The following is a 26,070-nucleotide window of genomic DNA, read 5'->3' on the forward strand; positions in this document are numbered from 1 at the left end:
TTATATAAAAAAAGCCATTTGATTGGTATAATACAAAAATTAATTAACAAAAGTGAGTTTTCAAATGAAATATAAAAATATACTAATAACAGGTGGAGCTGGATTTATAGGTTCTAATCTTAGTTTAAAGCTTATTGAAAAAGCTTATAATATTACTGTTTTAGATAACCTTTCTCCTCAAATACATTCTGAAAACTCACCACTTTATAACTCTATTAAAGATAAAGTGAGATTTATAAAAGGAACTGTTCTTTCTTATGATGATTGGAAAAATGCCTTAGAAAATATAGATGTTGTTGTTCATCTTGCTGCTGAAACTGGAACTGGGCAATCTATGTATGAAATAGAAAAATATACAGATGTTAATATCAAAGGTACTTCAATTTTCTTAGATATTTTAGCAAATGAAAAACATAGTGTTAAAAAAATGATAATTGCTTCATCAAGGGCAATATATGGTGAGGGAAAATATGAATGTTCATCTTGTGGAATTGTTTATCCAAATGAAAGAAAAGATGAAGATATGGCAAAAAGTGATTTTGCTGTAAAATGTCCAGATTGTGGAATAGATGTAAAACTTCTAGCTACAGATGAAAATAGTAAAATTCATCCAAGTTCAATTTATGGTATCACTAAACAAGTACAAGAACAAATGTTTATGGTTATGGGAAAAACATTAAATATTCCAGCGGTTGCATTTAGATACCAAAATGTTTATGGAGCAGGGCAGTCATTAAGTAATCCATATACAGGAATACTTTCTATTTTCTCAACTCGTATAAAAAATGGAAATGATATAAATATTTTTGAAGATGGAAAAGAGAGCCGTGATTTTGTTTATATTGATGATGTGGTAGATGCTACAATTTTAGGAATTGAAAAAGATGAAGCAAATTATGAAGTATTTAATGTAGGTCTAGGACTGGCTATTGATGTAAATACTGTAGCAAATACACTTGTAAAAGAGTATAAAAGTAATTCTAAAATCTTAATTTCTGGTAATTATAGATTAGGTGATATAAAAGACAATTATGCTGATTTAACAAAAATCCATTCAAAACTTGCCTTTACACCAAAAGTTAGCTTTGAAGAGGGAATTCAACGATTTACAAAATGGGTAAATGCTCAAGAAGTAGTTGTTGATATGTATGAAAAAAGTATTACGGAAATGAAAGAAAAAGGCTTATATAAATAATATAAAGCTTTTGCTAGAAGGTAATTAAAGTATCTAATTTAAGAACTTTAATTACTAAGAAATTCCAATCTTCTTAGATATTTGTACTTCACAGCATTTATGGTCACTTGTGATTTTTCCATGCTCTTTAACGTAAGATATTCCCCAGTTAAACATTTCTTTAAATACAGGTCTTAGTCTTTCTCCTGCTGGTGTTAATGAATAAACAACTTTTGGTGGAACAACTGCAAAAACTTCCCTATGTATAATGTTTTTTTGTTCTAATTCTTTTAATTTTACAGTTAATGTTTTTTGAGTTATCTCAGGAATTTCCTCATTTAAATCTTTAAATCTTTTCTCATTATCTAATAAGTGCCATATAATAGATAGTTTCCACTTATCATTAAAAATATCAACGGTAACTGCAACTGAACAATCATACTCTTTTTCATTTATTTTATACATTTTAATCCTTTATGAATAATTATATCATAAGATAACATAATATACTATTACTTACATAAAATACTGTAAGGTAATATTAAGTTCAATTAATGTAACATTCTATTACTAACAAAAATTACTGTAATGTAATTTTATGTACATAAATAAAATAATATACAATTAAATGGAGAATAATATGGAAAATAAATTTTTAGAAGCAATGAAATTCAGACATGCAACAAAAGAGTTTGATTCAACAAAAAAAATTAGTGATGAAGATTTTGATACTGTTTTAGAATATGGAATTTTAAGTCCTAGTTCATTTGGATTTGAACCTTGGAAATTTCTTGTTGTTCAAAATGAAAATTTAAGAACTAAACTAAAAGAGTTTTCTTGGGGAGCACAAGGAACACTTCCAACTGCTAGTCATTTTATGATTATATTAGCTAGAAAAGAGAAGGGTATGAAATATGATAGTACATATATAAAACATATGATGAATGATGTAAAACAATTTCCAGCTGATGTACAAGAAATATATTCTGGTTTTTATGAGAAGTTTCAAAAAGAAGATTTTAAAATTTTAGAAAATTCAAGAGCTATGTTTGATTGGTCTACTAAACAAACTTATATTGCATTGGCAAATATGATGACAGGTGCTGCATATATGGGAATAGACTCTTGTCCTATTGAAGGATTTGATGCAGATTTAACAGAAGCTTTTTTAAGAGATGAATTAGATATTGATACACAAGAATATGGTGCAGCTGTTATGGTTTGTTTTGGATACAGAAAAGATGCACCTAAACATGAAAAAGTTAGACAAGATATTAATACTGTTACATCTTGGTATAAGTAATCAAAAAATTTGTGAATCAAGTAAAAAGGAATTATATGCAAAAAACTATTTTAATAACTGGCTCAACAGATGGAATAGGTTTTGAAACAGCAAAAACTTTGCTGTCTTTAGGACATAATGTATTGATTCATGGAAGAAATAAAGAAAAACTAAAAAGAGTTGAAGATACTTTAAATGAGTTTTCAAAAAATATACCAGTTAAAACTTATTGTGCTGATTTATCAAATTTAGAAGAGGTAAAAACTTTAGCTGAAAATATAAGTAAAAATCATAAAAATATTGATGTAATTATTAATAATGCAGGTATTTATAAAACAACAAGTCCAATAACAAAAGATGGATTTGATATTAGATTTGTAGTAAATACAATAGCTCCATATTTCTTAACAAAATTATTACTACCCTTATTTAATAAAGACTCTAGAATAATTAATCTTTCTTCTGCTGCACAAGCAAAAGTTGATATTGATGCAATTAAGGGCAAAGTATTATTAAATCATGGGGAAGCTTATGCTCAAAGTAAACTAGCATTAACAATGTTTACTATTGTTCAAGCCCAAGAGCTAAAAAATAAAGTATCATCAATAATTTCAGTTAATCCAGCTTCATTATTAGCTACAAAAATGGTAAAAGAAGGCTATGGAATAATTGGAAATGATATAACAATAGGTTCAAATATTCTGCTTGCAATGTCCTTAGATAAGAAATTTGAAAATATCAAAGGTGAATACTACGATAATGATAACAATAAATTTGCATTACCACATCCTTTTGGCCAAAATATTGAAAATTGTAAAATAATCGTAGATACAATAGAAGAAATTCTATTAGCTAAATTTGAATAGTTGAGTATTAACTTTTTGATGCTAAAATAATATATTGATTTTAAGTTCAAGGAGTTTTTATGGGGTTTAAATTCGTATGAAAAAAGTATTAATATTAGTTAGTGTACTATTCTTAACGCTATTTTTTAGTGCTTGTGAAGAGAAACAAAATAAAATAAATAGGTATGTTCAAAACTGGACAGGGGTTAATGGTGTTTTAGAAATTTATGCAGGTGAAAAGCTTGTAAAACGGTTTATTTCAATTGATAAGCTTTCTACTGCAATTGCTACAGATGGAAAAGATGCTAGACCATATAGATATGGATACGGTTTTCTAGATGAAAACTTAAATTCAAAAAAGATTTAGATGAAAAGAAAGTATATTTTGAATTTTCTGATTATTCAACAAATTATATATTTTTTGAAAATCCAAATAATTAGTTTGAAAGATTAGGTTTTATTTTTCGGAAAGGTTATATTTCCGAAAAATAAAAGTAAAGCTAATGTTTCGCACGCATTAATTTATATTATAAAACTAAATTTATTTTTACATTGTGAAAAAAGATTGAATTTTAGTGGAGCTGGTGAAGGGAGTCGAACCCCCGACCTGCTGATTACAAATCAGCTGCTCTAGCCAACTGAGCTACACCAGCATAAAAGCGTTGATATTTGCTTTAAAATGGTGTCAAGAGAGGGACTCGAACCCTCGACCTCCGGCTTATGAGACCAGCGCTCTAACCAGCTGAGCTACCTTGACATAAGACAACATTTTAAAGCAAATATTTTTTGGTTGCGGAAACAGGATTTGAACCTGTGACCTTCGGGTTATGAGCCCGACGAGCTACCGTGCTGCTCTATTCCGCGATTTGATATCTGTGAATGATAATAAGGATTAGTTACTTCAAATGAAGGTTTAAAAACTATTATTTTTCACTTGGTGATATTCCAAGCTTTTAAGTGGTGGAATTATAGTTAAATAGGTGCCTATTGTCAAGGCTTTTTAGATTAAATTTTGGATTTTTTGATATAATAAATATATAATTAAAAACAATTACAAATAAAGAAGAAATATGAATGCAATACAAAGAGTACAAGAAGCAATAAAAGAGATTCAAAAAGGTAACATGGTAATTATGTTAGATGATGAAGATAGAGAAAATGAAGGTGATTTAGTTTATGCAGCACCTTTGAGTAGTGCTGAAAAAGTTAACTTTATGGCTACTCACGCAAAAGGTTTAATTTGTGTATCAGTTACAAAAGAAACTGCGAACAGATTACAACTAAATCCAATGGTTAGTTCTAATACTTCATCTTATGAAACTGCATTTACAGTTTCAGTTGATGCAGCAGATGCAAGTACGGGAATTAGTGCAAAAGAACGAGATGATACAATCAAAATATTAGCTAATCCAATTTCAAATGCAATAGAACTAGTTCGACCAGGACATATATTTCCATTAATTGCAAAAGATGGTGGAGTATTAGTAAGAACAGGACATACAGAAGGAAGTATTGATTTATGTAAATTAGCTGGCCTTAATGGAGAAGCTGTTATTTGTGAAATCATGAAAGAAGATGGAACAATGGCTAGACGTGATGATTTAGATATCTTTGCAGCTAAACATAATATGAAACAAGTATATATTTCTGATTTAGTTGAATATAGATTATCTCATGAAAAACTTGTAGAAGAGATTTCAAGTATAGATAAAAAATTCTTTTCATCAGATGTTAAACAAAAAGAGTTTAAAGATCATTTAGGGAATGTACATACTGCAATTGTATTTGGGAAAATAAAAGAAATTAGTGCTATTAAATTTCATACAATTACAGCTGATATAAATTTATTTTTAAATGATGAAAAATTACATTCAATGTTAAAAACAATAAATTTCCTACAAGCTAAAGGTGGAGTTTTAATATTTTTAAATGATGAAATGAGAAATAAAGAATCACAAAAAGATTATGGAATAGGGGCTCAAATTCTAAATTCTTTAAATATAAAACAAATTAAACTAATGACAAGTGGAGGAAAACATTCCTTTGTTGGATTACAAGGATTTGGTTTAGAAATAGTAGAAGAAATTCAAATAGAGTGTTAATTTAACACTCTATTTATAAATTAGTAAATTCCAGCAGCTGATTTTATTAATTCTAATGTTTTTTGAGGAATTATAAGATTAGCAGATAACTTATCTTCATTTTCTTTATAATATTTTGATTCTAAAATAGCATTGATTTTATCTTCAAATTTTTGAATTACAGTTTCTTGAGTGTCTTTATCTTCAATATCTAAAAATTGTCTAGGCTCTTGATTTACAATTCTTGCTAATCTATAATTATATAAATAAGCATTATCATCATCTTCATTAAAAGCTTTACAAATAGTTTTATAAACATCATTTAGTTCTGATTCATATTTCTTATATATAATACCAGCACTATCATTTAGAGATTTCGTGAAATTGTCATAATTAACAAATAAATCTTTTAATACATCGTTATCAACAGAATCTTCGTTGATATTATATTTTTTTGACAACACATGATTACAACAGTAATAAACAACTTCCTCTTGATTCTTTTTAATTTCTTCTAAAAAAACCGATAACTTCATCTTTTTCTCCTAATTTTATATTAAAAAAAGGAGTGAAAAAATCCACTCCTTCAACAATAAACTTTTTATAGGAGAATTATATCTTATAAAACTGGTCCTGCAGCTGTGAAATCATATTCACTTTCTAAAGTTAAGTATTTTTTAAAGTTAGAAATATACATAGTTGCTAATTTTTTAATAGTTTCATCATAAGACTCTTTATTTTCCCATGTATTTCTTGGATTTAATACTTCTGTATCAACACCATTTAATGTTTTTGGAATAGTTAAATTAAATATAGGTAAAGTTTCAAATTCTGAATTATTAATAGAACCATCTAAAATTCCATTAATACAAGCTCTTGTATTTTTAATACTCATTCTTTTTCCAACACCGTACGGACCACCTGTCCAACCTGTGTTTACTAGGTAAACATTAACATTATGTTTATCAATTTTTCTACCTAATAATTCAGCATAAACTGTAGGGTTTAAAGGTAAAAATGCTTCTCCAAAACACGAAGAGAAAGTAGCGATTGGCTCATTAATACCTCTCTCAGTTCCAGCAACTTTTGCCGTATAACCACTTAAAAAGTAATACATAGCTTGTTGTTTATCAAGTTTTGATACAGGAGGTAATACACCAAATGCATCAGCACATAAGAATATGATATTAGTTGGGTGTCCACCTTTCATATCAGGAGTATGATTCTCAATATGATTTAAAGGGTATGAAACTCTTGTATTTTCAGTTTTTGATCTATCAGTATAATCAACCAGTCCATTTTCATCAGCAACTACATTTTCTAATATAGCGCCTTTTTTAATAGCTCCAAAAATTTCAGGCTCAGAACTTTCATCTAAATTAATTACCTTAGCATAACAACCACCTTCGAAGTTAAATACTCCATTGTCATCCCAACCATGCTCATCATCACCAATTAAAGCTCTTTTTGGATCTGTTGAAAGTGTAGTTTTTCCTGTTCCTGAAAGTCCAAAAAATAAAGCTGTATCACCATTCTCACCAATATTCGCAGAACAATGCATAGGTAACTTACCTTCTAATGGAAGCCAGTAATTCATCATTGAGAAAACACCTTTTTTCATTTCACCTGCATACCAAGTTCCACCAATAATTGCTATATTTTCTTCAACATTAAATATTACATAAACTTCTGAGTGTAAACCATGACTTGCATATGCCATATCAACAGTTTTACAAGAGTTATAAATCGTAAAATCTGGTTTAAAATTATCTAATTCTTCTTGTGTTTCAGGCATTATAAACATATTTTGAATAAAATGCGCTTGCCAAGCAACTTCAGTTATAAACCTTACAGATTTTCTAGAATCTAAAGAAGCTCCACAATAAACATCAGTTACATATATATCTTTATTACTTAATTGCTTTTTAGAAGTCTTTAATAAATCTTCATAAACTTCTTTTGAAACTTTATGATTAATATCTCCCCAAGCAATATACTTATTAGATGGGTCTTGATTTACAAAAAATTTATCTTTAGGACTTCTTCCTGTAAAAATACCTGTATCTATCATTAATGCACCAGTTGAAGATATTTTTGCACCTTCATTTGCAACAGCATCTTGCATTAATGAATCAACATCTCCATTTCTCTTAATAATTCCAACGTTTTCTAAACCTAATGAGTCTTTAATTTCAGACATAATTTAACTTTCCTACCTGTTAATTTTTTATTTAAATATCGATAAAAGTACACCAGCAGCGACTGCTGAACCAATAACCCCAGCAACATTAGGACCCATCGCATGCATTAATAAAATGTTCGATTTGTCATAAAGTTGACCTTCTTTACTTACTACCCTTGCTGCCATTGGTACAGCTGATACTCCTGCTGCTCCAATCAAAGGATTTATCTGATTATCTTTTGAGCTAACTAAATTCATTAACTTAGCCATTATAACACCCATAGCAGTACCTGCTGAGAACGCTAAAAGACCTATGATCATAATTCCCATTGTCTCTGCTACTAAGAATTGCTCTGATGCTAGTTTTGAACCAACACCTAATCCTAAGAAAATAGTTACAACATTGATTAATGCATTTTGCATTGTATCAGAAAGTCTATCAACAACTCCTGATTCTTTTGCAAAATTTCCAAAGCATAGTGCTCCAATTAATGGTGCTGCATCTGGAAGTATTAAAATAGTTAAAGTTAATACTACCAATGGGAATACAATTTTCTCTAATTTTGATACCTTTCTTGAAGCTGGCATCTTAATTTTTCTTTCATTCATTGTAGTTAATGCTCTCATAATTGGCGGTTGTATAATTGGTACTAATGCCATATATGAGTATGCAGCAACTGCAATTGCTCCTAGTAATTCAGGTGCTAATCTAGAAGCTATAAAAATAGATGTTGGTCCATCAGCTCCTCCAATAATAGAAATAGCAGCAGCTTGTTCTAGTGTAAAATCAATCCCTGGGAAATATTGTGAAAGTACAACAGCTCCCACTAATGATCCAAAGATACCAAATTGAGCAGCACCACCCAATAATGCAGTTTTTGGATTAGCTAATAGTGGACCAAAGTCTGTCATAGCTCCTACACCCATAAAGATTAATAATGGAAAGAATTGATTTGTAATACCCATATCATAAATAATTCCTAACATTCCACCTGGTCCTGCCATATTAGCAATTGGTATATTTGCTAATAAACCACCAAACCCAATTGGAATTAATAATAATGGTTCAAATCCTTTTTTAATTGCTAAATAAAACAATAAAAAACAGATTATTATCATAATAATTCTTCCTGCACCTTGAGCAAAGAAAGACATTTCATGACCATGAGAATCTAATACACCAGCTTGGGGTTGAAGCAATGCTTTTATTCCCGTTGTAGCATAAAATGATTCTACTAATTCACCCATTGTTTTTGAATGGTATGCTGGTTTTTCTGTAGTATTTTCTACAACATCTACACTTTGTGAAGCAAAGATATTTGTTGTAAACAAACTAAAGATAAGAAGAAAAGAAATTAATATACTTTTTTTCATATATTTTTTCAAACATTAACCAATAATGGCTAATGTTTGTCCCTCTTCAACAGATTGTGTATTATTTACTAATATTTTAGTAATCTTTCCAGCAACAGGAGCATTAATATCTATTTCCATTTTCATAGCTTCAAGAATCATAATTTGTTGATCAGCTTCAACCATATCACCTTCTTTTACTAAGATCTTCCAAACAGCACCATTAACAGCAGCTGGAACTTCAGTTCCATTTCCATTTGAAGATACAGATGCAGTACTTGCAGCAACTGGTGCAGCTGCCATTGGAGCTGATGTTGTATTAGAAACAGGAGTTACTTGAATATTTGCATCATTACCCTCAGCTATTGTTACATTAAATTTTTGACCATCAACTATTACTGTATAGTTTCCACTTGCATTTGCCATATCTTTTTCTCCTAATTTACAATCTTTATCATTATCACAAACATTATCATTTTTTCTAACATTTAAAGGTGATTCACCTTTTAAGAATGCAATTCCTTTTTCATCACAAGCAGCAGCAATAAAGATATTCTCTTCACTAGCTTCTATACCTTCCATTTCTAATCTTTGTTTCCAAACAGAGATTTTTTTCTTTTCATCTCTATCAGCGATATCTAAAGGATTTTCACTAGTTGGATCTAGTTTTAATTTTTCTGCTGCAAGAGCAATAATTTCAGGATCAGCAGGAACTGGAGTTTTACCAAAGTAACCTAATACCATTTTTCCATAACCAGGAGCAATTTGTTTCCAAGGACCAAACATTACATTAGCGTATGCTTGTTGCCAATAAAATTGAGAAACTGGAGTTACAGATGTACCATATCCACCACGCTCAACTACTTCTCTCATTGCTTTAATTACTTCAGGGAATTTATCTAGTGTTCCATTATCTCTCATCATTTGAGTATTAGCAGTTAATGCTCCACCTGGCATTGGAGAGAAAGGAATTAAAGGAGATACTTGAGTAGCTTCTGGTGGAATAAAGTAATCTTTTAAACAGTGTTTTAATGTTTCTTGGTATTTTAGAACTTTTTCAATTTCTAAACCACCTAAATCATAATTCTTACCTTTAACTGCGTGTAACATAGTTAGGATATCAGGTTGAGAAGTTCCACCACTAACTGGAGAGGCAGCTAAATCAATACCATCAGCACCAGCATCAAGTGCAGCTAAATAACAAGCAACTGAAACACCTGCTGTTTCATGGGTATGAAGTCTAATATGAGTATCATATCCAACTAGATTTCTAGCCATTTGTATTGTTTCATAGATTTTTTGAGGAGAACTTGTTCCTGAAGCATCTTTAAAGCAGATTGAATCAAATGGTAAACCACTATCAAGAATTTGTCTTAGAGTTTTTTCATAGAAAGGTACATCATGAGCACCAAAGCAACCTGGAGGCAAGTCCATTAAAGTAACTACTACTTCATGGTTTAGACCATATTTTTTAATACATTCTGCACTATATTCAAGATTTTGAACATCATTTAAAGCATCAAAGTTACGAATTGTTGTTGTTCCATGTTTTGCAAACATTTTTGCATGTAAGTCGATTAGTTCTCTTGAACCCGTATCTAGCATTACAGTGTTAATACCACGAGCCAAAGTTTGTAAGTTTGCATCAGGGCCTACTATTTCCCTAAATTTATCCATCATTTCAAATGCGTTCTCTTGCAGATAGAAGAACAACGATTGGAACCTAGCTCCTCCACCAAACTCAAAGTGAGTTATTCCGGCTTCTTTTGCAGCTTCTACAGCTGGAAAGAAATCATTCATTAAAACTCTTCCTCCAAAGACAGATTGGAATCCATCTCTAAAAGTAGTGTCCATGATATCTATATATTTTTTAGACATATAATTTAACCCTTTAGATTTTTATGATGTTGTACAGCTGCTATTACTGCTGCTATTTTTGCGTTATCTGTTTGTTTATTTGTACTTTTTGGTGTTACATTTGATACTTTATTTTCTGCTGGAAAATATTTTGTCAAAATTGCACCTTGTGCTTTTAGTACAAATATCATTATTGTTAGGAATGCAAATACTACACCCATACCTAAGAACATGAACTTTACTGATTCTGCGATTAAGTTTATTTCCATATTATTCTCCAAATGATTACAAAATGTAATTATCATTGTAATAATATATAAAATTTGCTTTATTAACATTTATATTTCTAGCTGATTTAATTAAATTTATAAATTTTTTTGTTTTTTTTTCTTTATAGAATTTTATCGCCAAATTCATAAATAAAACTGTCTATTTTTCTTAAAATATTCATAACATTATTCTTGCTTTTAATGATTTTCTTTGCCAAAACATATCCTTTTTCTAAATATATTTCAAATTCTATAATATTAATGAATAATACTTGAAAAATATTTCATTTTGTAATATAATTATAAATATAGACAAAAGAAGGAGATTTTATGTTGATAGTAGATGAAATTATTGAAAAATTAAAAGACATATTAAGTGCCGATGGGAAAAATGGAAAAGTATTTGATAAAGATGTTGCTACTTCACTTGAATTAAGTCAAGCAAATTTTGCAACAATGAAAAATAGAGGAAAAATTCCATTTTCAAATATATTGAATTTTTGTGCTAAAAAAAAGATATCTATAAATTGGCTTTTATATGATCAAAATCCTGGTTCATTAGTTGATTCAACGGATAAATATTGGATTAAATATTATCCTTCAGTTGCCGTTAGTGCAGGGGGAGGTGCATATGAAGCTGAGGAAAACTATGAATCTTTGGCATTGCCTGAATATTTTATAAGTATGTTAGGTGGAAAAGAAAATTTAAAAAATATCGATGCTATAAATGTAGTAGGGGATTCAATGGAACCTACACTTAATAGTGATAACATTATATTTGTTGATAAAACAAAAAAAGATGCCCTAAGAGATGGAATATATGCTTTTACTACAACTCATGGTTTATTTGTAAAAAGAATACAAAGAAGGGTTGATGGAAAGCTTGATATCATTTCTGATAATAAAGATTATCCATCTCAAATTTTAAATAAAAATGATTTAGAGATATTAGGAAAAGTAATTAGTTCTTTTGGAATGGTTTATTAATTTTATTTATATTGTTTAGAAAAGAGTTGCTATATTTTCTGATTTGATTAAATATTCATAAACTTCTTTGTAATTAAAACCTAGTATATAGATTCCATTAAATTTAGATTTTCTTAATATGGGTTTTAATTGCTCAATATCATTCATAACTATTTGTTCATCTTTATCAAGGTAATCAATATATGAAGATGTAATAAAAATAGTTTTTGCATATTTATACTGTTTTTTCATATATGCAATTTCATCTTTATACAAATCTTTATTATTTTGACAAATAATAAATTTATCACTTTTCCCAAATTCTACTAAAGTTAAATTTCTATCTAGAAATAAAGGTTTAAAATTATAGAACAATTTTAATTTAGATAAATCTAAATTTTGTTGAAGAAAATTAAATACTTTTAGAAAATCTTCAATATATAAGCTTGAAATTTTTAATCTTGAGAAATATATATTTTCATAGGAAAAAGAAGTTTCAAACAAAGAGTGTTCAATTAAATTATCAATAGTGTTTAATTTTACAATATCATTAAAATCTATATTTTTAGGATAAATACTATCTAGGTTATTTTTATCGTAAGATATTAAAATGTCATTATCTTCAATTTCGTCAATATATTTAAATATATTTTCTAATTTATTAGGAATTAGTTTAATATTTTTAGTGAAGTTTGTTGAATAAATCTTTAGTAAATCAAAGATAGTTTTATTACAATAAAAAGCTTCGATATCTCTTATTGCCAATTTAAATCTAATTAGTTTAATTATACTTAAATCAATATTCTTTACTTTTATCCATGCAATTTCATTATCTATTATTGGTACATTTGTATCAATAATTATTGCAAAAGCTCCATTTTTGATGGCTAATTCGATTTCATTTGTATTTTTAGCAATAAATAAATCGCCTTCTTTTACTTTATGGGAATTTGTTTTTATTGAATAAATAAAAGAGATTGATGGAGAGTTTAATAAACTTCCATCAACAATATCTAAAATAGATGAGATTTGCACTAGCTTATTTTTGTTCCAGCTTTTTTACTAGCTTGTGGTCTGATTAATGATAAACCATTTTCATCCCTTGCAGCCATTAACATTCCTTCACTTAACATTCCCATTAATTTTGCAGGTTTTAAGTTGGCTACAACACATGCTTGTGTTCCTACTAGTTCTTCAGCTGAATAATACTCTTTGATTCCAGCTAAAATTTGTCTATTTCTTCCTTCTCCTAAATCAACTTGAAGTCTTAAAAGTTTTGCCGATTTTGGAACTTCAACTGCTTCAACAATTGTTCCAATTTTTAGAGTCGTTTGGAAAAATTGATCAATTGTAATTAAGTTATCATCTTCAACTGTTTGTGTTTTATCTTCTTTTTTTGATTCACATTCTGTTTTTGTGATATCAGAAGAAGCAGGTTGTTCTAATAAAACCTCTTCAATTCTTGGGAAAAGTTGATCTACTTTTGTAATTACTGTGTCTTCTAATAAATTTTTGTTTTTTATCAAAGAGTTATAAGTAACTGTATCTATTTTCATTCCTAAAGAAGTTGCTATTTTTCCTATTTTATCTGGCATAACAGAATCTAAAAGAAGGGCAACCTTAGCCATAATATTTGTAATTAATGCAACTAATGCCATAGCTTCATCTGTTTTGCCATCTTTCATTAAATTCCATGGCTCATAATCATTAATTGCTTTATTTGCTATTGTTAATACTTTCCAAATATCTTCTAAATATTTGTTAATTTGCATATTAAAAATATAAGCTTCTACATTTTCTAAAACTGCATTAACTTCTTCTAATTCTTTTGCATGGAATTTTTCCACATCTTTTGAACTTACTTTATAATCAAAATATTTTCCACTCATTCCTGAAATTCTATTTAATAAATTTCCTAAGTCATTTCCTAAATCAGAATTAATTCTATCAATTAAAGCTTTTTGTGAAAAATCTCCATCTTGACCAAAAGGAACTTCTCTTAGCATGAAGTATCTAAATGCGTCTAATCCATATGCATCTGCAACAACTTTTGGATCTACAACATTTCCTTTTGATTTAGACATTTTCTCACCATCTCTTGTCCACCAACCATGAGCAGCAATATGAGTTGGTAATGGTAATTCTAAAGACATTAAAAATGCTGGCCAATAAATAGCATGGAATCTTAAAATATCTTTTCCTACTAAATGAACATTTGCTGGCCAAAATTTCATGTTAGCATCATCTGTTCCGTATCCAAGTGCAGTAATATAGTTCATTAAAGCATCTAACCAAACATACATAACGTGTCTTGGTTCATTCATTGATTCTGGTAGTTTAACACCCCAATCAAAAGAAGTTCTTGAAATTGATAAATCTCTCAATCCACCTTTTACAAAGTTTACTATTTCATTTTTCTTTGATCTTGGTAAAATACAGTCTTCATTTTCTTCATACCATTTAATTAATTTATCTTCATATTTTGATAATTTAAAGAAATAACTCTCTTCTTTTACAATAGAAGTAGGTCTTCCACAATCAGGACAAAATTGTTCATCAACTAATTGCTTTTCAGTAAAGAATGTCTCACATGATACACAATAATAACCTTCGTATTCACCTTTGTAAATATCACCTTTATTATACATAGTCTCAAATGCTTTTTGAACACCAAGTTTATGTTCAACATCAGTAGTTCTTATAAATTTATCATAAGTGATATCAAAATCATCCCATAGTTTTCTAAATTTACCAGATATTTCATCTGCATATTCTTTAGGAGTCTTTCCTCTTAATTCAGCACTTTGAGCAATTTTTTGTCCATGTTCATCTGTACCTGTTAAAAGAAATGTATTTAATCCCGTTAATCTTGAGTATCTAGCTAGCATGTCAGCTATAATTGTAGTATATGCATGACCGATGTGAGCTACATCATTTACATAATAAATTGGTGTTGTTATATAAACATTTTTACAAGATTCTTCCATTGTTTACCTTCTTTTCTTTTTTATAATTATATTAAAATTCAAATCCACCGCCAGCACCTTTATTCATAGATTCATAAACGGCAATGACATATTTCTTTCTTAATTCACATTCAAAAAACTCACCACAATCAGAACAAGATTTAAAACTTTTTTCTTCTTGGCAAGTTTTTAATTCAGACAACATTTTATCTAGTTTAATATCCCATTCATCAATAACTATATTATGATTATCCATGAGCTTTATAAACTTCTAATACTCTTTTTATTTCTTCATTTGAACCAAAAAAACATGGTGATGTATCATGAATATGAGTAGTTTCTACTTCTAAAAGTCTTTTATGTCCATCAATAGCACCACCACCAGCTTTTTCATAAGCTAATGCAAAAGGGAAAACTTCAAATAATTGTCTTAATTTCCCTTTTGGTTTATCAGTTGTTCCTGGATATGAAAATAATCCACCACCTTTTAATAATATTTGATGTAAATCAGGAACCATACCACCACTATATCTTAGTCTATATCCATCATTGAAAATATCATCAACCATTTGTTTATGGTGAGGAGCCCAAGCACTTTGAGTAGAACCAGGTGCTTTTAAATTACCTTTTTGTTTTAAAACAATATTTTGAATAAATTCAAATTTACCATGTTTTAATCTATACATTTTAACATCATCAATTGCTACTACCATTTCAACTCTTGGTCCAAAAACAACATAAACAGATGCTACAATATTTTTAGCATTAAACTCATTTTTATAAATTCCATAAATAGAACCAACAGATAAGTTAACATCAACTAAAGAAGAACCATCTAATGGATCGTATGCAATTAAGTACTCACCATTTTCATTTAAATTAATAATATCTTCTTGTTCTTCTGAAACAATAGCTTTTACAGTTGGTAATTGCTTAAATATTCGTTCAATAATTATATCACTTGCAATATCAAGTTTTAATTGAGTATCACCCGTAGAATTTTCTTGATCACTTTTACCTGTATCACCTGTTTCAATTAATTCTTTTATTTCAATACTAGCTTCTTCGATTGCTTTAATTATTTCTTGCATGTTATACTCTCTTTGCATTTTTATCTATCCAGTTTATTAATTCCTCTGGATTATTTAAGTCTAATATTACTATATTTTCTGGTATTTCATTTTTATCAATAGTTTCATCACATGCTATTGCATCAGTCATACTAAAATAGCTTTCATCTAGTCTATCTCTAAAAATTGAAATTCTTGGCAATTCTAAAGTTTTTAAGCCCTCAACTAACAAATAATCGAAGTCTTGAAATAAATCAATCATATCATCTATTGTTGATGTACTTTTTTTAAATAAAGTTGTTTTATTAGGACTTACCACTGCAACATCAGCACCTGTTTGAGAAAATTTGAAGGAGTCTTTTCCTTCTCTATCAAAAACAGCTTTATCCTTTGGATCATGCTTAACAATACAAACTTTAAAACCATTATCTTGTAGTATACTAGCTACTTTTACAATAGCTGTTGTTTTACCACTATTTGAAGGACCTGAAAAGGCTACTATTAATCTTTTTTTATTCATAAGTTGGATTTTATCCAAATGATTGTTAAAATTAATTTACATTAGAGATTTATTTTTTTATCAGCATAGAAAGTTACTTTAACAGAATAAAAAAATTTAATTAAGAAATAAAATAAAATAATATATGAAGTGATTATTAATTATTTTAGCAAGTCTCCTAAATTAACCTTAAAGCATAGTTAATGTAAAATGCCAACTAATCAAAACTTGGAGAACCAATGCATAAATTTCTACCTCTAATATTAATTTCAATTTTATTTACTTCTTGTACTTCAAAAAATAGTGCTTTTAAATATTTTGAAAAAAAAGATGATATTGAAACAAAAAGTATTCAATTTACTAAAAAAGCTGACATATTAAAAGCTGATGAAGTGGAAACTATTATGTGGGCTACATATTTAAATAAAATTGATAAAAATATTTATAACTTTAAAAAAGAGGTATTTTTAGTTTCTTTATATTTTGCAAATGTTGAATCTCAAAGTATTAAAACAAATGGCTATAAACTTCTATTAAATGGTAAAGAAGCTAGTTTACTTGAAAAGGTAGAAAAAGATAATGAAAATTTTAAAAGTTTAATGAATAAAAATAGTTGGGCGAATTATTATTTAGTTAAATTTGATACACAAAATGATAGTTCTAATTTAAGTTTAGAACTATCAAGTGAAGATTCTAGTAAGAAGGCGACACTAAACTTTGAAAGATAGTTGATAAAGAAATTGGATTTTCTTTATTTAAATAGTTATTATAAATATAATAGTTTGCTAAAACTTTTTTACCATATTCTCTAGTTTCTGCGTAAGAAATCAATTCCATACTTAAAAAAGGTTCATATTTATTTTTTTCTTTAAATAAACCTTTTTTTAGTTGAGTTCTTGTATATCCCGCACCACCATTATATGCATAGGCAATAAAAAGAGGATTATTATCAAACTGACTCATTAGTGAATCTAAATGAAAACTTCCATATCTTATATTAGTTTGGGGAACAAATTGTTCATAGATATTGTAATCTTCTTTAAGTCTTTTTGCAATATCCAAAGATAAAAATGGCATTATTTGCATCACACCTTGTGCTGAAGAAAAAGATATTGATGAAGGAATGAATAAACTCTCTTGTCTTGCAATTGAATAAAGTAACACTTGTTTATAAATATCATAATCTTTTACTATATCTCTAAATGGAGTAATAAAGTATTGAACTTGATATTTGTTATATCTTTGTAAAACAAAAGCATAGTGAGCTAAAGTTGTTTCATCTGTAAAAAGATTATAATATTTTGATAATTTAGCATCATCAAGATTTTTCTTTGTATCTTCAACAACATCCATCCATTTAAAAGCATCATAAATATCATATGATGTTTTTTCATTTTTTAAGTCGATGTTATAAACGATATTATCAATTTTCACATCTAATAACTCTTTTGCATATAAAGTATAAATACTAGTATCCCAACTTTTTGATAACTCTACTAAAAAAGAGTTGTTTTGAGTAACTAAATACATCCAAAACAAAGTTTTATCTTTATCTACTTTTAAATATGATCTATTATAAGCATTGTAAAAAAAGTTATATGCACTACTTATATCATTGTTATTTACAGCATTTATTCCTAATGAAAACAATAAATGAGGAGCCAAGGTTTTATCATCTTTTAAAGAGATTAGTGATTTCTGTAAATTCTTTAACTTATCATCATGAACAACATATCTTAGAAATCTTTCAAAATCTTTCTCTTTTGAAATTTTATTTATAAATTCAGGATTCATAATCTTATTTAAAGTACTAACTCTATAATCACTTCCTGTGTCAAAGAAAATCCTAGAAAATCTGTTTGTATCTGAATTTATTAATGCATTAAATGGATCATCAGAAGCAATTACTTCTAAATCATTTTTTAAAGTAGGGTAGGGATCAAGTTTACTAATGAAAAACTTTAAATCTTTTTTTGAAATTTTTGTTGCTTCACTTAAAGATAAGCCAAGAGCTATACATTTTGAATCTTCTTGTTTTAATTGCTCTATTGAGGCTCTATAACATTTTAAGTCAAGGGGCGCAGTTGTTTGAAATTTTTTATTAAAAAGTTTTTTTAAAGTTGCATTTCTTCCATTACCCATTTCATAAGCAGTTTTAGCATTTTCAAAAGAGATGTCTTCTTGTTCTAAATATTGAATAATAAAAAAATCTTTTGCTGATGATTGTGGTTTTTTTTCTAACCAATCAAGAGTAACTTTAAAATCTTTTTGTAAAAAATCTGTAGTGGCTGAAACATTGCCACTAGCAGATAAATTAAATAAAACAGTACTAACTAAACTAAGTATTATTTTTTTCATAATTCTCTTAAAAAGCTAGATTTTTCAAGAAAGTTTCTAAAAAGATTAAAGCAAAAATTAAAATAATTGGAGCTAAATCCATTCCACCAAAAACTGTAGGAATATATTTTCTAATTAGTGCATAAGCAGGCTCTGTTAGCCTATAAAGCATTTGAACTATTGGATTATAAGGATCAGGTTTAACCCAAGTTAAAATCGCTGAAATAATAATAACCCATTTATATAAAAATATAACACTTAAAACAACTGTAAATATAGAACTTAATAAGGCATCTATCATCTTACTATTTCTCCTAAATAATTTTTAATTAATGGATAAATATCTGAAATATTTGGTCCATCATATGTACCTGTTAAAACATATCTTAAAGGCTTAGATAAATCTTTGTTTTTTAAATTTGTTTCTTGCTCAACATATTTTTCTAGTTTTTCAAAATCTTCAAAGAAGGGTGCTTTTTGTAAACAGTTTTTTATATTATGAAACTCTTTTTCAAAATCTTTACTAGATATTTTTTCTGCAAAAATTGCAGTAATATTTTCTTTTAACTCTTTTATTGTACTAAATTCATTTAAATATAATTTAGCAAGTTTCCCAATATCATTATCAGCAAATCCAAGTATTTTTGATAGTCTCATATCATCAATTGTTTCAAGATGTTTTTTATTAATAAATTTTAATTTATCAATATCAAATTTACTAGCTTTCTTTGATATGTTTTCTATTTTAAACCATGAAATAGCTTCTTCTAGAGAAAATATTTCTTTTGGTGTTTCGTTTCCTAAAAGAACTAAATAATTTGCAATAGCACTTGGTAAAAAACCTTCGTCAATTAGCCATTTTACTGAATTTAGATTTGTTTGTTCATTTATAATACTTGGTAAATGTACATATTTTATCTCTTTTGTATAAGATAAAGAATTTCTAACATGTATTTGTTTTGCAGTATTTGAAATATGTTTTTCATCCCTAATTACCATAGAAATATCCATAATCATATCATCAATTGCACATGCATAATTATAAGTTGGTTTTTTCCCTTGATTTAAAATAACAAATGAATCTACTTCTAAAGGAGTATAATCAAAATTGCCTCTTAATAAATCAGTAAATTTAATATTTGATTCTGGTTTTTTAATTCTAACAGTAAAAGGTGCATTTGTATTTAAAACTGTTTCATCTGATAAAGTTTCACAAAAACCATCATATGCAAAAGGTTTTCCTTCTGCTTGTGCTTCTTCTTTTAATTCTTCTAATTTATTATCAGAACAAAAACAAGCAAATGCTTTTTTTTGACTCATTAGTTGAAGTGCAATCTTTTGATGATATTTTAATGAATCACTTTGATGTGCAATATATTTATACTCTATTGAAAAAAGATTTAAGATTTCTATAATCTCTTTATCTTTACCTTCAATGATTTTTTCTGCATCAATATCTTCTATTCTAATAACTAAATCTTCATTTAATTGTTTTGATACAATATAATTAAAAATAGCAACCCTTAGGTTACCAATATTCATATCTTCTATTGGACTTGGGGCAAATCTTAACAAATTATTTCCTTACTATTGAGAATGTTAAATTGTTAATTTCATTATGAGATTTTATATAAGAATTTAAATCTTCTAATTTTAAATTTTGAATTTTTTCTAACTCTTTTTTAGAATAATCTTGTTCTAAACCTCTATAATACAAAGTGAACGCACTATTTAATCTTTGACTTAATGTTTCACTTCTTAAAGGTTCACTTCCTGTTAAAAAGTTTTTAGCAGCAGTTAATTCTTCTTGTGTAACACCATCTTTTACAAATTGAGCTACTAATTGTTTTACTAAATCTTTAGCTTCATTAGCACTTTCATTTTTTGTTTGTAAATAACCATTAAAATAAGTATGAGATTTATTTATAGAAATAGAACCATAAGCACTATATGCTAATCCTCTTTTTACTCTTATTTCTTCCATAAGTCTTGAACCAAAACCTGAACCACCTAAAATAAATGATGCAACTTTTGCTTTGTAATTTTCTTCATCTTTTGAATCAGCATTAAATGAGCTTCCAAAATAGATATATGCTTGTTCTGTATCTTTTATTAAAGTTTTTTCATCATTCTTTGATATAAAATTTATTTTTTGAAATTCATTTTTTTGACCAACTTTTAAAGTTTCTAAAAATGGTTTAATGAATTTTTCAAACTCTTCTTCTTCAAAATCTCCACCTGCAACAATAATTAAGTTACTTAATGAAATTGTATTAGTAATAAAATTTTCAATATCTTTTAACTGAATCTTTGAAGTAGTTTCAATAGTTCCAGAAGATGGATTTTCAAGTGCAGTTCCTGCAAAAAGAACAGATTTTAATTGATTTTGTGCAACATAATCAAAATCATTCTCTTTTCTTTTTAAAGAACCATTTTGAATAGTTTTTAACTTATCTAAGGTATCTTGTGAAAAATTTGGAGATTTTAAAAGATCTGTTAAAAGGCTAAGACCTTTGTTTGATTGCTCTTTTAAATTTGATAATTCAATAACAAAAGTTTCAAATCCATTTGAAGTTGTTAAAGAAATAGCATTTTCTTCTAATTCTTGAGCAAATGCAGTAGCTCCAAGTTCTTTTGTTCCTTCATTTAAAAGTTTTGAAGATAGACTTACTAAGCCACTTTTGTCTTTATCTTGAATATATCCAGAGTTTTGAAAAACCAATTGTAAATTTAAAATTGGTAAACTTTTCTGTTCTTCAAAAATTATTGGTACTTGAATACCTTTTACATCAATATGCTTTATAGTAGCACCCATTAAACTCCCTTGTAATATTGCTAATATGATTAAAAAATTATTTTTTATTTTAAACAAAATTAGAACCTTTCTAGTATCTCATAAGCTGTATTTCTTTTTGCAGGATTTTCACCTATATCTTTAATAAGTCTTATCATCTCTTCTTTATTCATTCTATTTTCAGCACCTGCTGCTTTTACAACATTTTCTTCCATCATTGTACTTCCAAGATCATTTGCTCCAAATTTTAAAGCTAATTGACCAATATAAGAACCTTGTGTTACCCATGAACTTTGCATATTTGCAAAATTATCCAAATAAAGTCTAGAAACTGCTAATAATCTTAAATATCTATTTGATGATTGAGGTTGAATATCTGGTATTTCTGCTTTTAATTGAGTATTTGATCCTTGAAAAGACCACATAATAAAGGCTCTAAATCCACCTGTTTTATCTTGCAGTTTTCTTAAAAGCTCCCAATGTTCGATTATCTCTTCATCTGTTTCAACAGTCCCAAACATCATAGTAGCTGTTGTTTTCATACCAATTGAGTGAGCTAATTCATGAACTTCAATCCATTCTAAGCTATCCATTTTATTAGGAGCAATAATATCTCTTACTCTATCACTTAAAATTTCAGCTCCAGCTCCTGGAATTGAGCTTAAACCTTTATCTTGTAATCTTTTTAGAACTTCAATAATTTCAATTTTAGAAACTTTTGCGATATATTTAATCTCAATTGCAGAAAAACCATGAATTGTGATTTGAGGATATTTTTCATGAATATGAGAAACTAATTCTTCATAATAATCAATTTTTAGTTTTGGATGAACTCCACCTTGAAAAAGTATTTGAGTTCCACCAATTTCCAATAATTCATCAATTTTCTGATCAATTTCATCAAATTTTAAAACATAAGAATCTTCGTCTCGACCATGTCTATAAAATGCGCAAAACTTACAATCAACCCAACAAACATTTGTATAGTTGATATTTCTATCAACTATAAAAGATGTTATTTTATCAGGATGTAATTCAGCTTTTTTTTCACTTGCCATTTTCCCAAGATCCAATAAAGATGCATTCTTTATTAAATGTAATGCATCTTCATTTGTTAATCTTTTTTTTAAATCTACGTCAATTTTTTTAGTCATATTTTTATACCATTAAAAACTTGAACCCAAAGAGAATTCAAATGATGATGTATCATCACCAGCTTCAGCATCAAGAGCATGAGCGAATATCAATTGTAATGGTCCCATAGGAGAAATCCACTCTAGAAGTGCTCCTGTACCTGATCTTTTTATTTCAGAGAATGAATCTTCACCAATCATACCATAGTCATAAAATAATCCCCATCTCATTTTTGCACTTGGAATTAAAGGGAAACTCATCTCAACAGAATTTGCCCACATTTGTTTATAAGGATTTATTTTATATCCATCTGTACTTGTTGGGAATGCGTAAGAACTATATCCTCTTAAACTTTTTGCACCACCTAGGTATAAAGAGTCTCCTTGATTAATTTGACCATTATCAACTAAAATTTTCATTTGAGTTTTTAGTCTTAAAATCCAGTCTAATTCTGTTAAATCTTCTAATGAATAGAAATATTTTGCATAAGAACTTGATTTATAATATTTAGAATCTCCACCAACTCCTGCATACTCAAGTGATGTTCCAGCTTTTACACCTTCTCTTGGATTATAAAAATCATCTGTATTATCGAAGTTTAAATAAGGTGTGATAGAACTTGAAACATATTCTGTATTTTCATATAATTTATGTGTTTCTTTAAAGGTGTCATCTTGCGCATCATATGTTGTTTTGAAATCATCATCATAATCATAGTCTTCACTAACAAAATCTAATTTATATTTAGCACCAGCATATAAATCTCTAACTAATTGTCTTCCTAAAGAAACAGAGAAACCTTTTGTAGAAATAGTTGAATCATAATAATCTCTATCAATATCAACATCACTATTATGGATTTCAACTTCACCATTATAGTTACTATCATTAATAGCTGGATTTTTTAAACTTAGTGTAAAATCACTTGAATTAGCTGAAATATCAGCACTTATTCCTAAAGATAAACCAGAACCAAAGATATTTTTATCTGAAACTGATCCACTAACCATTACTTTATCGTATGAACCGTATCCTCCACCAAGCATAATTGAACCTGTTGCTGCTTCTGTTACTCTTACAACGATATCCATTTTATCATCAGCAATTCTTTTTTCTTCAATAACTACATTTTCAAAATAACTTGATCTTTTTAATTTTTTAGTTGAATCTCTAAAATCAGTTAGATTATATAAATCTCCTGGAGCTAAATAAACATCTCTTCTAACTACTCTATCAAGTGTTCTTGCATTTCCAGCTATTTTTACATCATTTATATAAACTTTTTTACCTGGAATTACATTGAAAATTACATCAACTTTTGAATTAGCTTCATCTTTTTTTAGATCAAATCTAACATCTGCAAAAGCATAACCTTTATCAGCAACTTGTGTTTTAATATAATCTTGGTCAGCTCTTAATTTTTTAATATTAAAACTATTACCAACAATTAATTCTAATTCAGGATAAATAGTTGCAAGATCAACAATAGATGAATCTAAATATATTTTAATATCATTAGTTGTATATCTATTTCCTTCTGTGATAAAGAAATCTAAATTAGCTTGATTAGATGCAAAATCAATATCTAAAAATGGTTCTTTAACTTGAGCATCCAAATAACCTTTTTCAAAATATAAATCATTAATTCTTCTTGCATCGTATTTTAACTGATCAATTTTAACTTCACCATCATTTTGACCAAACCACCAAGAAGCAAATTCAATCTCTTTATTAGCTGTAACAAGATCAAAATCATCTTGTTCTAAATTATCAGAACCATGATAATTTGCTTTTTTTATAATGATTTCATCACCTTTATTTACATTAAATGTAAGTTTTAAAGATTGTTCATTTATTTTTTCAATTTCTGTTTCAACAACTGAATTTATAAAACCTTCACTTTCTAACATTGAAAGAAGTTTATCTTTTGCTTCTTTAACTTTCTTTTCTGTATACATTGAACCTTTTTTCAGTTTTAGTACAGTTTTAAGATTATCAATGTCTTCACTTCTTGTTTTATAACCTTTTATTTCAACACTTGCGATTGAAGGTTTTTCTGTAAATATTAATTTTAAATTTCCACGTTCGTTTATTACTTGGATATCATCAAAATAACCATATTGATAAAGCTTTATTAGAGCTTCATTTAACTTATTCTCATCAAGCTCATCACCAACTTGCATATTTAATGTTTCATTCAAAATTTGTGGTGAGATTTTATTCACATCTTTATATTCTATAGATTTTATTGCATCTGCGCTTAGTGCTGTTGCACAAGCCAAAGAAAATAGTACTACTTTATTTTTCACAACTATCCTTAATTTCATTATAGGTGCAATAATATAGCTAAATATTCTTTATATAAATATTAAGATATAATCTCATATATTAATTTATTAGAAGGTTGTATTTTGAATATAGGTATTATTGGTTTAGGACTAATGGGAGGTTCTTTAGCAAAGGCTGTAAAAAGATATGGTATTGCAAAAAAAGTTTATGGTTTTACAAATAGTGAAAAAAATAAAAAAGATATTTTAGAGTTGAATTTAGTTGATGAATTAGTTGATTTAGAAACATTAAAAAAAGTTTCAGATGTTATTATTCTAGCAATTCCAGTTGATGCAATAATCTCTATGTTTCCAAACTTTTTGGATATAGATGAAAATACAACTATTATTGATATGGGCTCAACAAAAGAGTACATAGTTAAAAATATACCAGAAAAAATAAGAAAAAACTTTATAGCAGCTCATCCAATGACAGGAACAGAGAAATCAGGTCCAAAAGCTGCTATTGATGATTTGTATGAAGGTAAAACTGTTGTTTTATGTGATTTAGAAGACAATACAGAAGTACATATTAATAGAGCTTATGAAATATTTCAAGCAATTGGAATGAGAATAGTTGTTATGAATAGTTCTAGACATGATATTCATGCGTGTTATATGTCTCATTTACCACATCTTATCTCTTTTTCTTTAGCAAATACGGTAATGGGCCATGAAGATCCAAAATCTATTATTGCTCTTGCTGCTGGTGGATTTAAAGATATGAGTAGAATTGCAAAATCAAGTCCGATAATGTGGAGTGATATTTTCAAACAAAATAAAAAGAATCTTCTTGATTCAATGGATTTATTTGAAAAACATTTAAAAGATGCTAGAAAATTAATAGAAGATGAAAATTATGATGAACTTCAAAATTGGATGAAAAAAGCAAATACTTTGCATGAGATACTATAAATTTAGTATCTCATGTATT

25 protein-coding genes and 3 tRNA genes are annotated in these 26,070 nt (G+C 27.8%); 8 read left to right on the forward strand and 20 right to left on the reverse strand.

Going from position 1 to position 26,070, the window contains the following annotated elements; genetic code table 11:
* Positions 1-64: 64 nt before the first annotated feature.
* Entirely contained in the window at positions 65-1,195 is a 1,131-nt protein-coding gene (locus tag AACT_RS07675; protein ID WP_172126244.1) for an NAD-dependent epimerase/dehydratase family protein, read from the forward strand.
* Between the two features lie 54 nt (positions 1,196-1,249).
* Here AACT_RS07675 and AACT_RS07680 read toward each other — a convergent pair whose 3' ends face one another.
* Positions 1,250-1,639, reverse strand: a complete 390-nt coding sequence (locus AACT_RS07680; RefSeq protein ID WP_172126245.1) for a winged helix-turn-helix transcriptional regulator — start codon at positions 1,637-1,639, stop codon at positions 1,250-1,252.
* 175 nt (positions 1,640-1,814) lie between these two features.
* Between AACT_RS07680 and AACT_RS07685 the strand changes: the two genes are divergently transcribed.
* The 3 genes from AACT_RS07685 to AACT_RS07695 all read left to right on the forward strand — a co-directional run bounded on the left by AACT_RS07685 (position 1,815) and on the right by AACT_RS07695 (position 3,668).
* Positions 1,815-2,477 (forward strand): NAD(P)H-dependent oxidoreductase, encoded by a 663-nt coding sequence (locus AACT_RS07685; RefSeq protein WP_216658233.1) that lies wholly within the window; start codon positions 1,815-1,817, stop codon positions 2,475-2,477.
* Between the two features lie 35 nt (positions 2,478-2,512).
* Positions 2,513-3,322 carry an SDR family NAD(P)-dependent oxidoreductase gene (locus AACT_RS07690; RefSeq protein ID WP_172126247.1) on the forward strand — a complete coding sequence of 270 codons (810 nt, stop codon included), beginning with the start codon at positions 2,513-2,515 and terminating at the stop codon, positions 3,320-3,322.
* Positions 3,323-3,398: 76 nt separating this feature from the next.
* Entirely contained in the window at positions 3,399-3,668 is a 270-nt protein-coding gene (locus AACT_RS07695; protein WP_228720554.1) for a hypothetical protein, read from the forward strand.
* A 209-nt stretch (positions 3,669-3,877) separates the two neighbouring features.
* Here the strand turns inward: AACT_RS07695 and AACT_RS07700 are convergent.
* From AACT_RS07700 to AACT_RS07710, 3 genes are all read right to left on the reverse strand, one after another.
* Positions 3,878-3,954: transfer RNA gene (locus AACT_RS07700), tRNA-Thr, on the reverse strand.
* A gap of 27 nt (positions 3,955-3,981) precedes the next feature.
* Positions 3,982-4,058 (reverse strand) — tRNA-Met (locus tag AACT_RS07705).
* Between the two features lie 30 nt (positions 4,059-4,088).
* Positions 4,089-4,165, reverse strand: a tRNA-Met gene (locus tag AACT_RS07710).
* A gap of 206 nt (positions 4,166-4,371) precedes the next feature.
* Here AACT_RS07710 and AACT_RS07715 point away from each other — a divergent pair.
* Positions 4,372-5,403 carry a bifunctional 3,4-dihydroxy-2-butanone 4-phosphate synthase/GTP cyclohydrolase II gene (locus tag AACT_RS07715; RefSeq protein WP_172126248.1) on the forward strand — a complete coding sequence of 344 codons (1,032 nt, stop codon included), beginning with the start codon at positions 4,372-4,374 and terminating at the stop codon, positions 5,401-5,403.
* 20 nt (positions 5,404-5,423) lie between these two features.
* On the opposite strand, the gene AACT_RS07720 is transcribed toward AACT_RS07715, so the two are convergent.
* The 5 genes from AACT_RS07720 to AACT_RS07740 all read right to left on the reverse strand — a co-directional run bounded on the left by AACT_RS07720 (position 5,424) and on the right by AACT_RS07740 (position 11,043).
* Positions 5,424-5,918, reverse strand: a complete 495-nt coding sequence (locus tag AACT_RS07720) for a hypothetical protein (RefSeq protein ID WP_172126249.1) — start codon at positions 5,916-5,918, stop codon at positions 5,424-5,426.
* An 83-nt stretch (positions 5,919-6,001) separates the two neighbouring features.
* On the reverse strand, positions 6,002-7,582 hold the full coding sequence (gene pckA, locus AACT_RS07725) for a phosphoenolpyruvate carboxykinase (ATP) (RefSeq protein WP_172126250.1): 1,581 nt from the start codon (positions 7,580-7,582) through the stop codon (positions 6,002-6,004).
* 27 nt (positions 7,583-7,609) lie between these two features.
* Positions 7,610-8,938 (reverse strand): sodium ion-translocating decarboxylase subunit beta, encoded by a 1,329-nt coding sequence (locus AACT_RS07730; RefSeq protein ID WP_216658184.1) that lies wholly within the window; start codon positions 8,936-8,938, stop codon positions 7,610-7,612.
* 15 nt (positions 8,939-8,953) lie between these two features.
* Positions 8,954-10,795: a biotin attachment protein gene (locus AACT_RS07735; RefSeq protein ID WP_172126251.1), complete on the reverse strand. Its 1,842-nt coding sequence runs from the start codon at positions 10,793-10,795 to the stop codon at positions 8,954-8,956.
* Between the two features lie 5 nt (positions 10,796-10,800).
* Positions 10,801-11,043: an OadG family protein gene (locus AACT_RS07740; RefSeq protein WP_172126252.1), complete on the reverse strand. Its 243-nt coding sequence runs from the start codon at positions 11,041-11,043 to the stop codon at positions 10,801-10,803.
* Positions 11,044-11,373: 330 nt separating this feature from the next.
* Between AACT_RS07740 and AACT_RS07745 the strand changes: the two genes are divergently transcribed.
* Positions 11,374-12,030 carry a S24 family peptidase gene (locus tag AACT_RS07745; RefSeq protein WP_172126253.1) on the forward strand — a complete coding sequence of 219 codons (657 nt, stop codon included), beginning with the start codon at positions 11,374-11,376 and terminating at the stop codon, positions 12,028-12,030.
* Between the two features lie 15 nt (positions 12,031-12,045).
* On the opposite strand, the gene AACT_RS07750 is transcribed toward AACT_RS07745, so the two are convergent.
* The 5 genes from AACT_RS07750 to mobB are packed head-to-tail and all read right to left on the reverse strand — an operon-like array spanning position 12,046 to position 16,565.
* Positions 12,046-13,044, reverse strand: a complete 999-nt coding sequence (locus AACT_RS07750) for a peptidoglycan synthetase (protein WP_172126254.1) — start codon at positions 13,042-13,044, stop codon at positions 12,046-12,048.
* Positions 13,044-14,996 (reverse strand): methionine--tRNA ligase, encoded by a 1,953-nt coding sequence (gene metG, locus AACT_RS07755; protein WP_172126255.1) that lies wholly within the window; start codon positions 14,994-14,996, stop codon positions 13,044-13,046. Before metG ends, AACT_RS07750 begins: the two co-directional genes overlap by 1 nt.
* Before the next feature lie 31 nt (positions 14,997-15,027).
* Positions 15,028-15,231, reverse strand: coding sequence for a hypothetical protein (locus tag AACT_RS07760; protein WP_172123752.1), 204 nt, complete (start codon positions 15,229-15,231; stop codon positions 15,028-15,030).
* Positions 15,224-16,066, reverse strand: coding sequence for a class 1 fructose-bisphosphatase (locus AACT_RS07765; RefSeq protein ID WP_172126256.1), 843 nt, complete (start codon positions 16,064-16,066; stop codon positions 15,224-15,226). The genes AACT_RS07760 and AACT_RS07765 overlap by 8 nt, the downstream gene beginning before the upstream one ends.
* A gap of 1 nt (position 16,067) precedes the next feature.
* Complete coding sequence (mobB, locus tag AACT_RS07770; RefSeq protein ID WP_172126257.1) at positions 16,068-16,565, reverse strand: molybdopterin-guanine dinucleotide biosynthesis protein B; 498 nt, start codon at positions 16,563-16,565, stop codon at positions 16,068-16,070.
* 218 nt (positions 16,566-16,783) lie between these two features.
* On the opposite strand from mobB, the gene AACT_RS07775 reads away from it, so the two are divergent.
* The gene (locus tag AACT_RS07775; protein WP_172126258.1) at positions 16,784-17,272 is read left to right on the forward strand and encodes a hypothetical protein; all 489 of its coding nucleotides are present in this window, start codon (positions 16,784-16,786) and stop codon (positions 17,270-17,272) included.
* Here AACT_RS07775 and AACT_RS07780 read toward each other — a convergent pair.
* Genes AACT_RS07780 through bamA form a run of 6 tightly spaced genes read right to left on the reverse strand, consistent with a single transcriptional unit; the run spans position 17,238 to position 25,118 of the window.
* Positions 17,238-18,902: a lytic transglycosylase domain-containing protein gene (locus AACT_RS07780; protein ID WP_172126259.1), complete on the reverse strand. Its 1,665-nt coding sequence runs from the start codon at positions 18,900-18,902 to the stop codon at positions 17,238-17,240. The genes AACT_RS07775 and AACT_RS07780 overlap by 35 nt on opposite strands.
* 7 nt (positions 18,903-18,909) lie before the next feature.
* Entirely contained in the window at positions 18,910-19,182 is a 273-nt protein-coding gene (locus tag AACT_RS07785) for a YggT family protein (protein ID WP_172126260.1), read from the reverse strand.
* A complete protein-coding gene (gltX, locus tag AACT_RS07790) occupies positions 19,179-20,456 on the reverse strand; it encodes a glutamate--tRNA ligase (RefSeq protein WP_172126261.1) in 1,278 nt (425 codons plus the stop codon). The genes AACT_RS07785 and gltX overlap by 4 nt, the downstream gene beginning before the upstream one ends.
* A gap of 1 nt (position 20,457) precedes the next feature.
* On the reverse strand, positions 20,458-21,696 hold the full coding sequence (locus tag AACT_RS07795; protein WP_172128591.1) for a M16 family metallopeptidase: 1,239 nt from the start codon (positions 21,694-21,696) through the stop codon (positions 20,458-20,460).
* Positions 21,697-21,755: 59 nt separating this feature from the next.
* The gene (locus AACT_RS07800) at positions 21,756-22,829 is read right to left on the reverse strand and encodes a dehypoxanthine futalosine cyclase (RefSeq protein WP_172126262.1); all 1,074 of its coding nucleotides are present in this window, start codon (positions 22,827-22,829) and stop codon (positions 21,756-21,758) included.
* Between the two features lie 12 nt (positions 22,830-22,841).
* Positions 22,842-25,118, reverse strand: coding sequence for an outer membrane protein assembly factor BamA (gene bamA / locus AACT_RS07805; protein WP_228720456.1), 2,277 nt, complete (start codon positions 25,116-25,118; stop codon positions 22,842-22,844).
* A 102-nt stretch (positions 25,119-25,220) separates the two neighbouring features.
* Between bamA and AACT_RS07810 the strand changes: the two genes are divergently transcribed.
* Positions 25,221-26,051, forward strand: a complete 831-nt coding sequence (locus AACT_RS07810; protein WP_172126264.1) for a prephenate dehydrogenase — start codon at positions 25,221-25,223, stop codon at positions 26,049-26,051.
* The last annotated feature ends 19 nt before the right edge of the window (positions 26,052-26,070 follow it).

It is taken from the genome of Arcobacter acticola (genome assembly GCF_013177675.1).
Lineage (GTDB): Bacteria > Campylobacterota > Campylobacteria > Campylobacterales > Arcobacteraceae > Aliarcobacter > Aliarcobacter acticola.

Coding starts and splice junctions, on each gene's coding strand:
- AACT_RS07740 (WP_172126252.1), bottom strand. CDS start 11,043: ATGGAAATAAACTTAATCGCAGAATCAGTAAAGTTCATGTTCTTAGGT.
- AACT_RS07730 (WP_216658184.1), bottom strand. CDS start 8,938: ATGAAAAAAAGTATATTAATTTCTTTTCTTCTTATCTTTAGTTTGTTT.
- mobB (WP_172126257.1), bottom strand. CDS start 16,565: ATGAATAAAAAAAGATTAATAGTAGCCTTTTCAGGTCCTTCAAATAGT.
- AACT_RS07680 (WP_172126245.1), bottom strand. CDS start 1,639: ATGTATAAAATAAATGAAAAAGAGTATGATTGTTCAGTTGCAGTTACC.
- AACT_RS07715 (WP_172126248.1), top strand. CDS start 4,372: ATGAATGCAATACAAAGAGTACAAGAAGCAATAAAAGAGATTCAAAAA.
- AACT_RS07775 (WP_172126258.1), top strand. CDS start 16,784: ATGCATAAATTTCTACCTCTAATATTAATTTCAATTTTATTTACTTCT.
- AACT_RS07685 (WP_216658233.1), top strand. CDS start 1,815: ATGGAAAATAAATTTTTAGAAGCAATGAAATTCAGACATGCAACAAAA.
- metG (WP_172126255.1), bottom strand. CDS start 14,996: ATGGAAGAATCTTGTAAAAATGTTTATATAACAACACCAATTTATTAT.
- AACT_RS07735 (WP_172126251.1), bottom strand. CDS start 10,795: ATGTCTAAAAAATATATAGATATCATGGACACTACTTTTAGAGATGGA.
- AACT_RS07795 (WP_172128591.1), bottom strand. CDS start 21,696: ATGGGTGCTACTATAAAGCATATTGATGTAAAAGGTATTCAAGTACCA.
- AACT_RS07695 (WP_228720554.1), top strand. CDS start 3,399: ATGAAAAAAGTATTAATATTAGTTAGTGTACTATTCTTAACGCTATTT.
- AACT_RS07720 (WP_172126249.1), bottom strand. CDS start 5,918: ATGAAGTTATCGGTTTTTTTAGAAGAAATTAAAAAGAATCAAGAGGAA.
- AACT_RS07785 (WP_172126260.1), bottom strand. CDS start 19,182: ATGATAGATGCCTTATTAAGTTCTATATTTACAGTTGTTTTAAGTGTT.
- AACT_RS07765 (WP_172126256.1), bottom strand. CDS start 16,066: ATGCAAGAAATAATTAAAGCAATCGAAGAAGCTAGTATTGAAATAAAA.
- AACT_RS07800 (WP_172126262.1), bottom strand. CDS start 22,829: ATGACTAAAAAAATTGACGTAGATTTAAAAAAAAGATTAACAAATGAA.
- pckA (WP_172126250.1), bottom strand. CDS start 7,582: ATGTCTGAAATTAAAGACTCATTAGGTTTAGAAAACGTTGGAATTATT.
- AACT_RS07760 (WP_172123752.1), bottom strand. CDS start 15,231: ATGGATAATCATAATATAGTTATTGATGAATGGGATATTAAACTAGAT.
- AACT_RS07780 (WP_172126259.1), bottom strand. CDS start 18,902: ATGAAAAAAATAATACTTAGTTTAGTTAGTACTGTTTTATTTAATTTA.
- AACT_RS07675 (WP_172126244.1), top strand. CDS start 65: ATGAAATATAAAAATATACTAATAACAGGTGGAGCTGGATTTATAGGT.
- AACT_RS07745 (WP_172126253.1), top strand. CDS start 11,374: ATGTTGATAGTAGATGAAATTATTGAAAAATTAAAAGACATATTAAGT.
- AACT_RS07690 (WP_172126247.1), top strand. CDS start 2,513: ATGCAAAAAACTATTTTAATAACTGGCTCAACAGATGGAATAGGTTTT.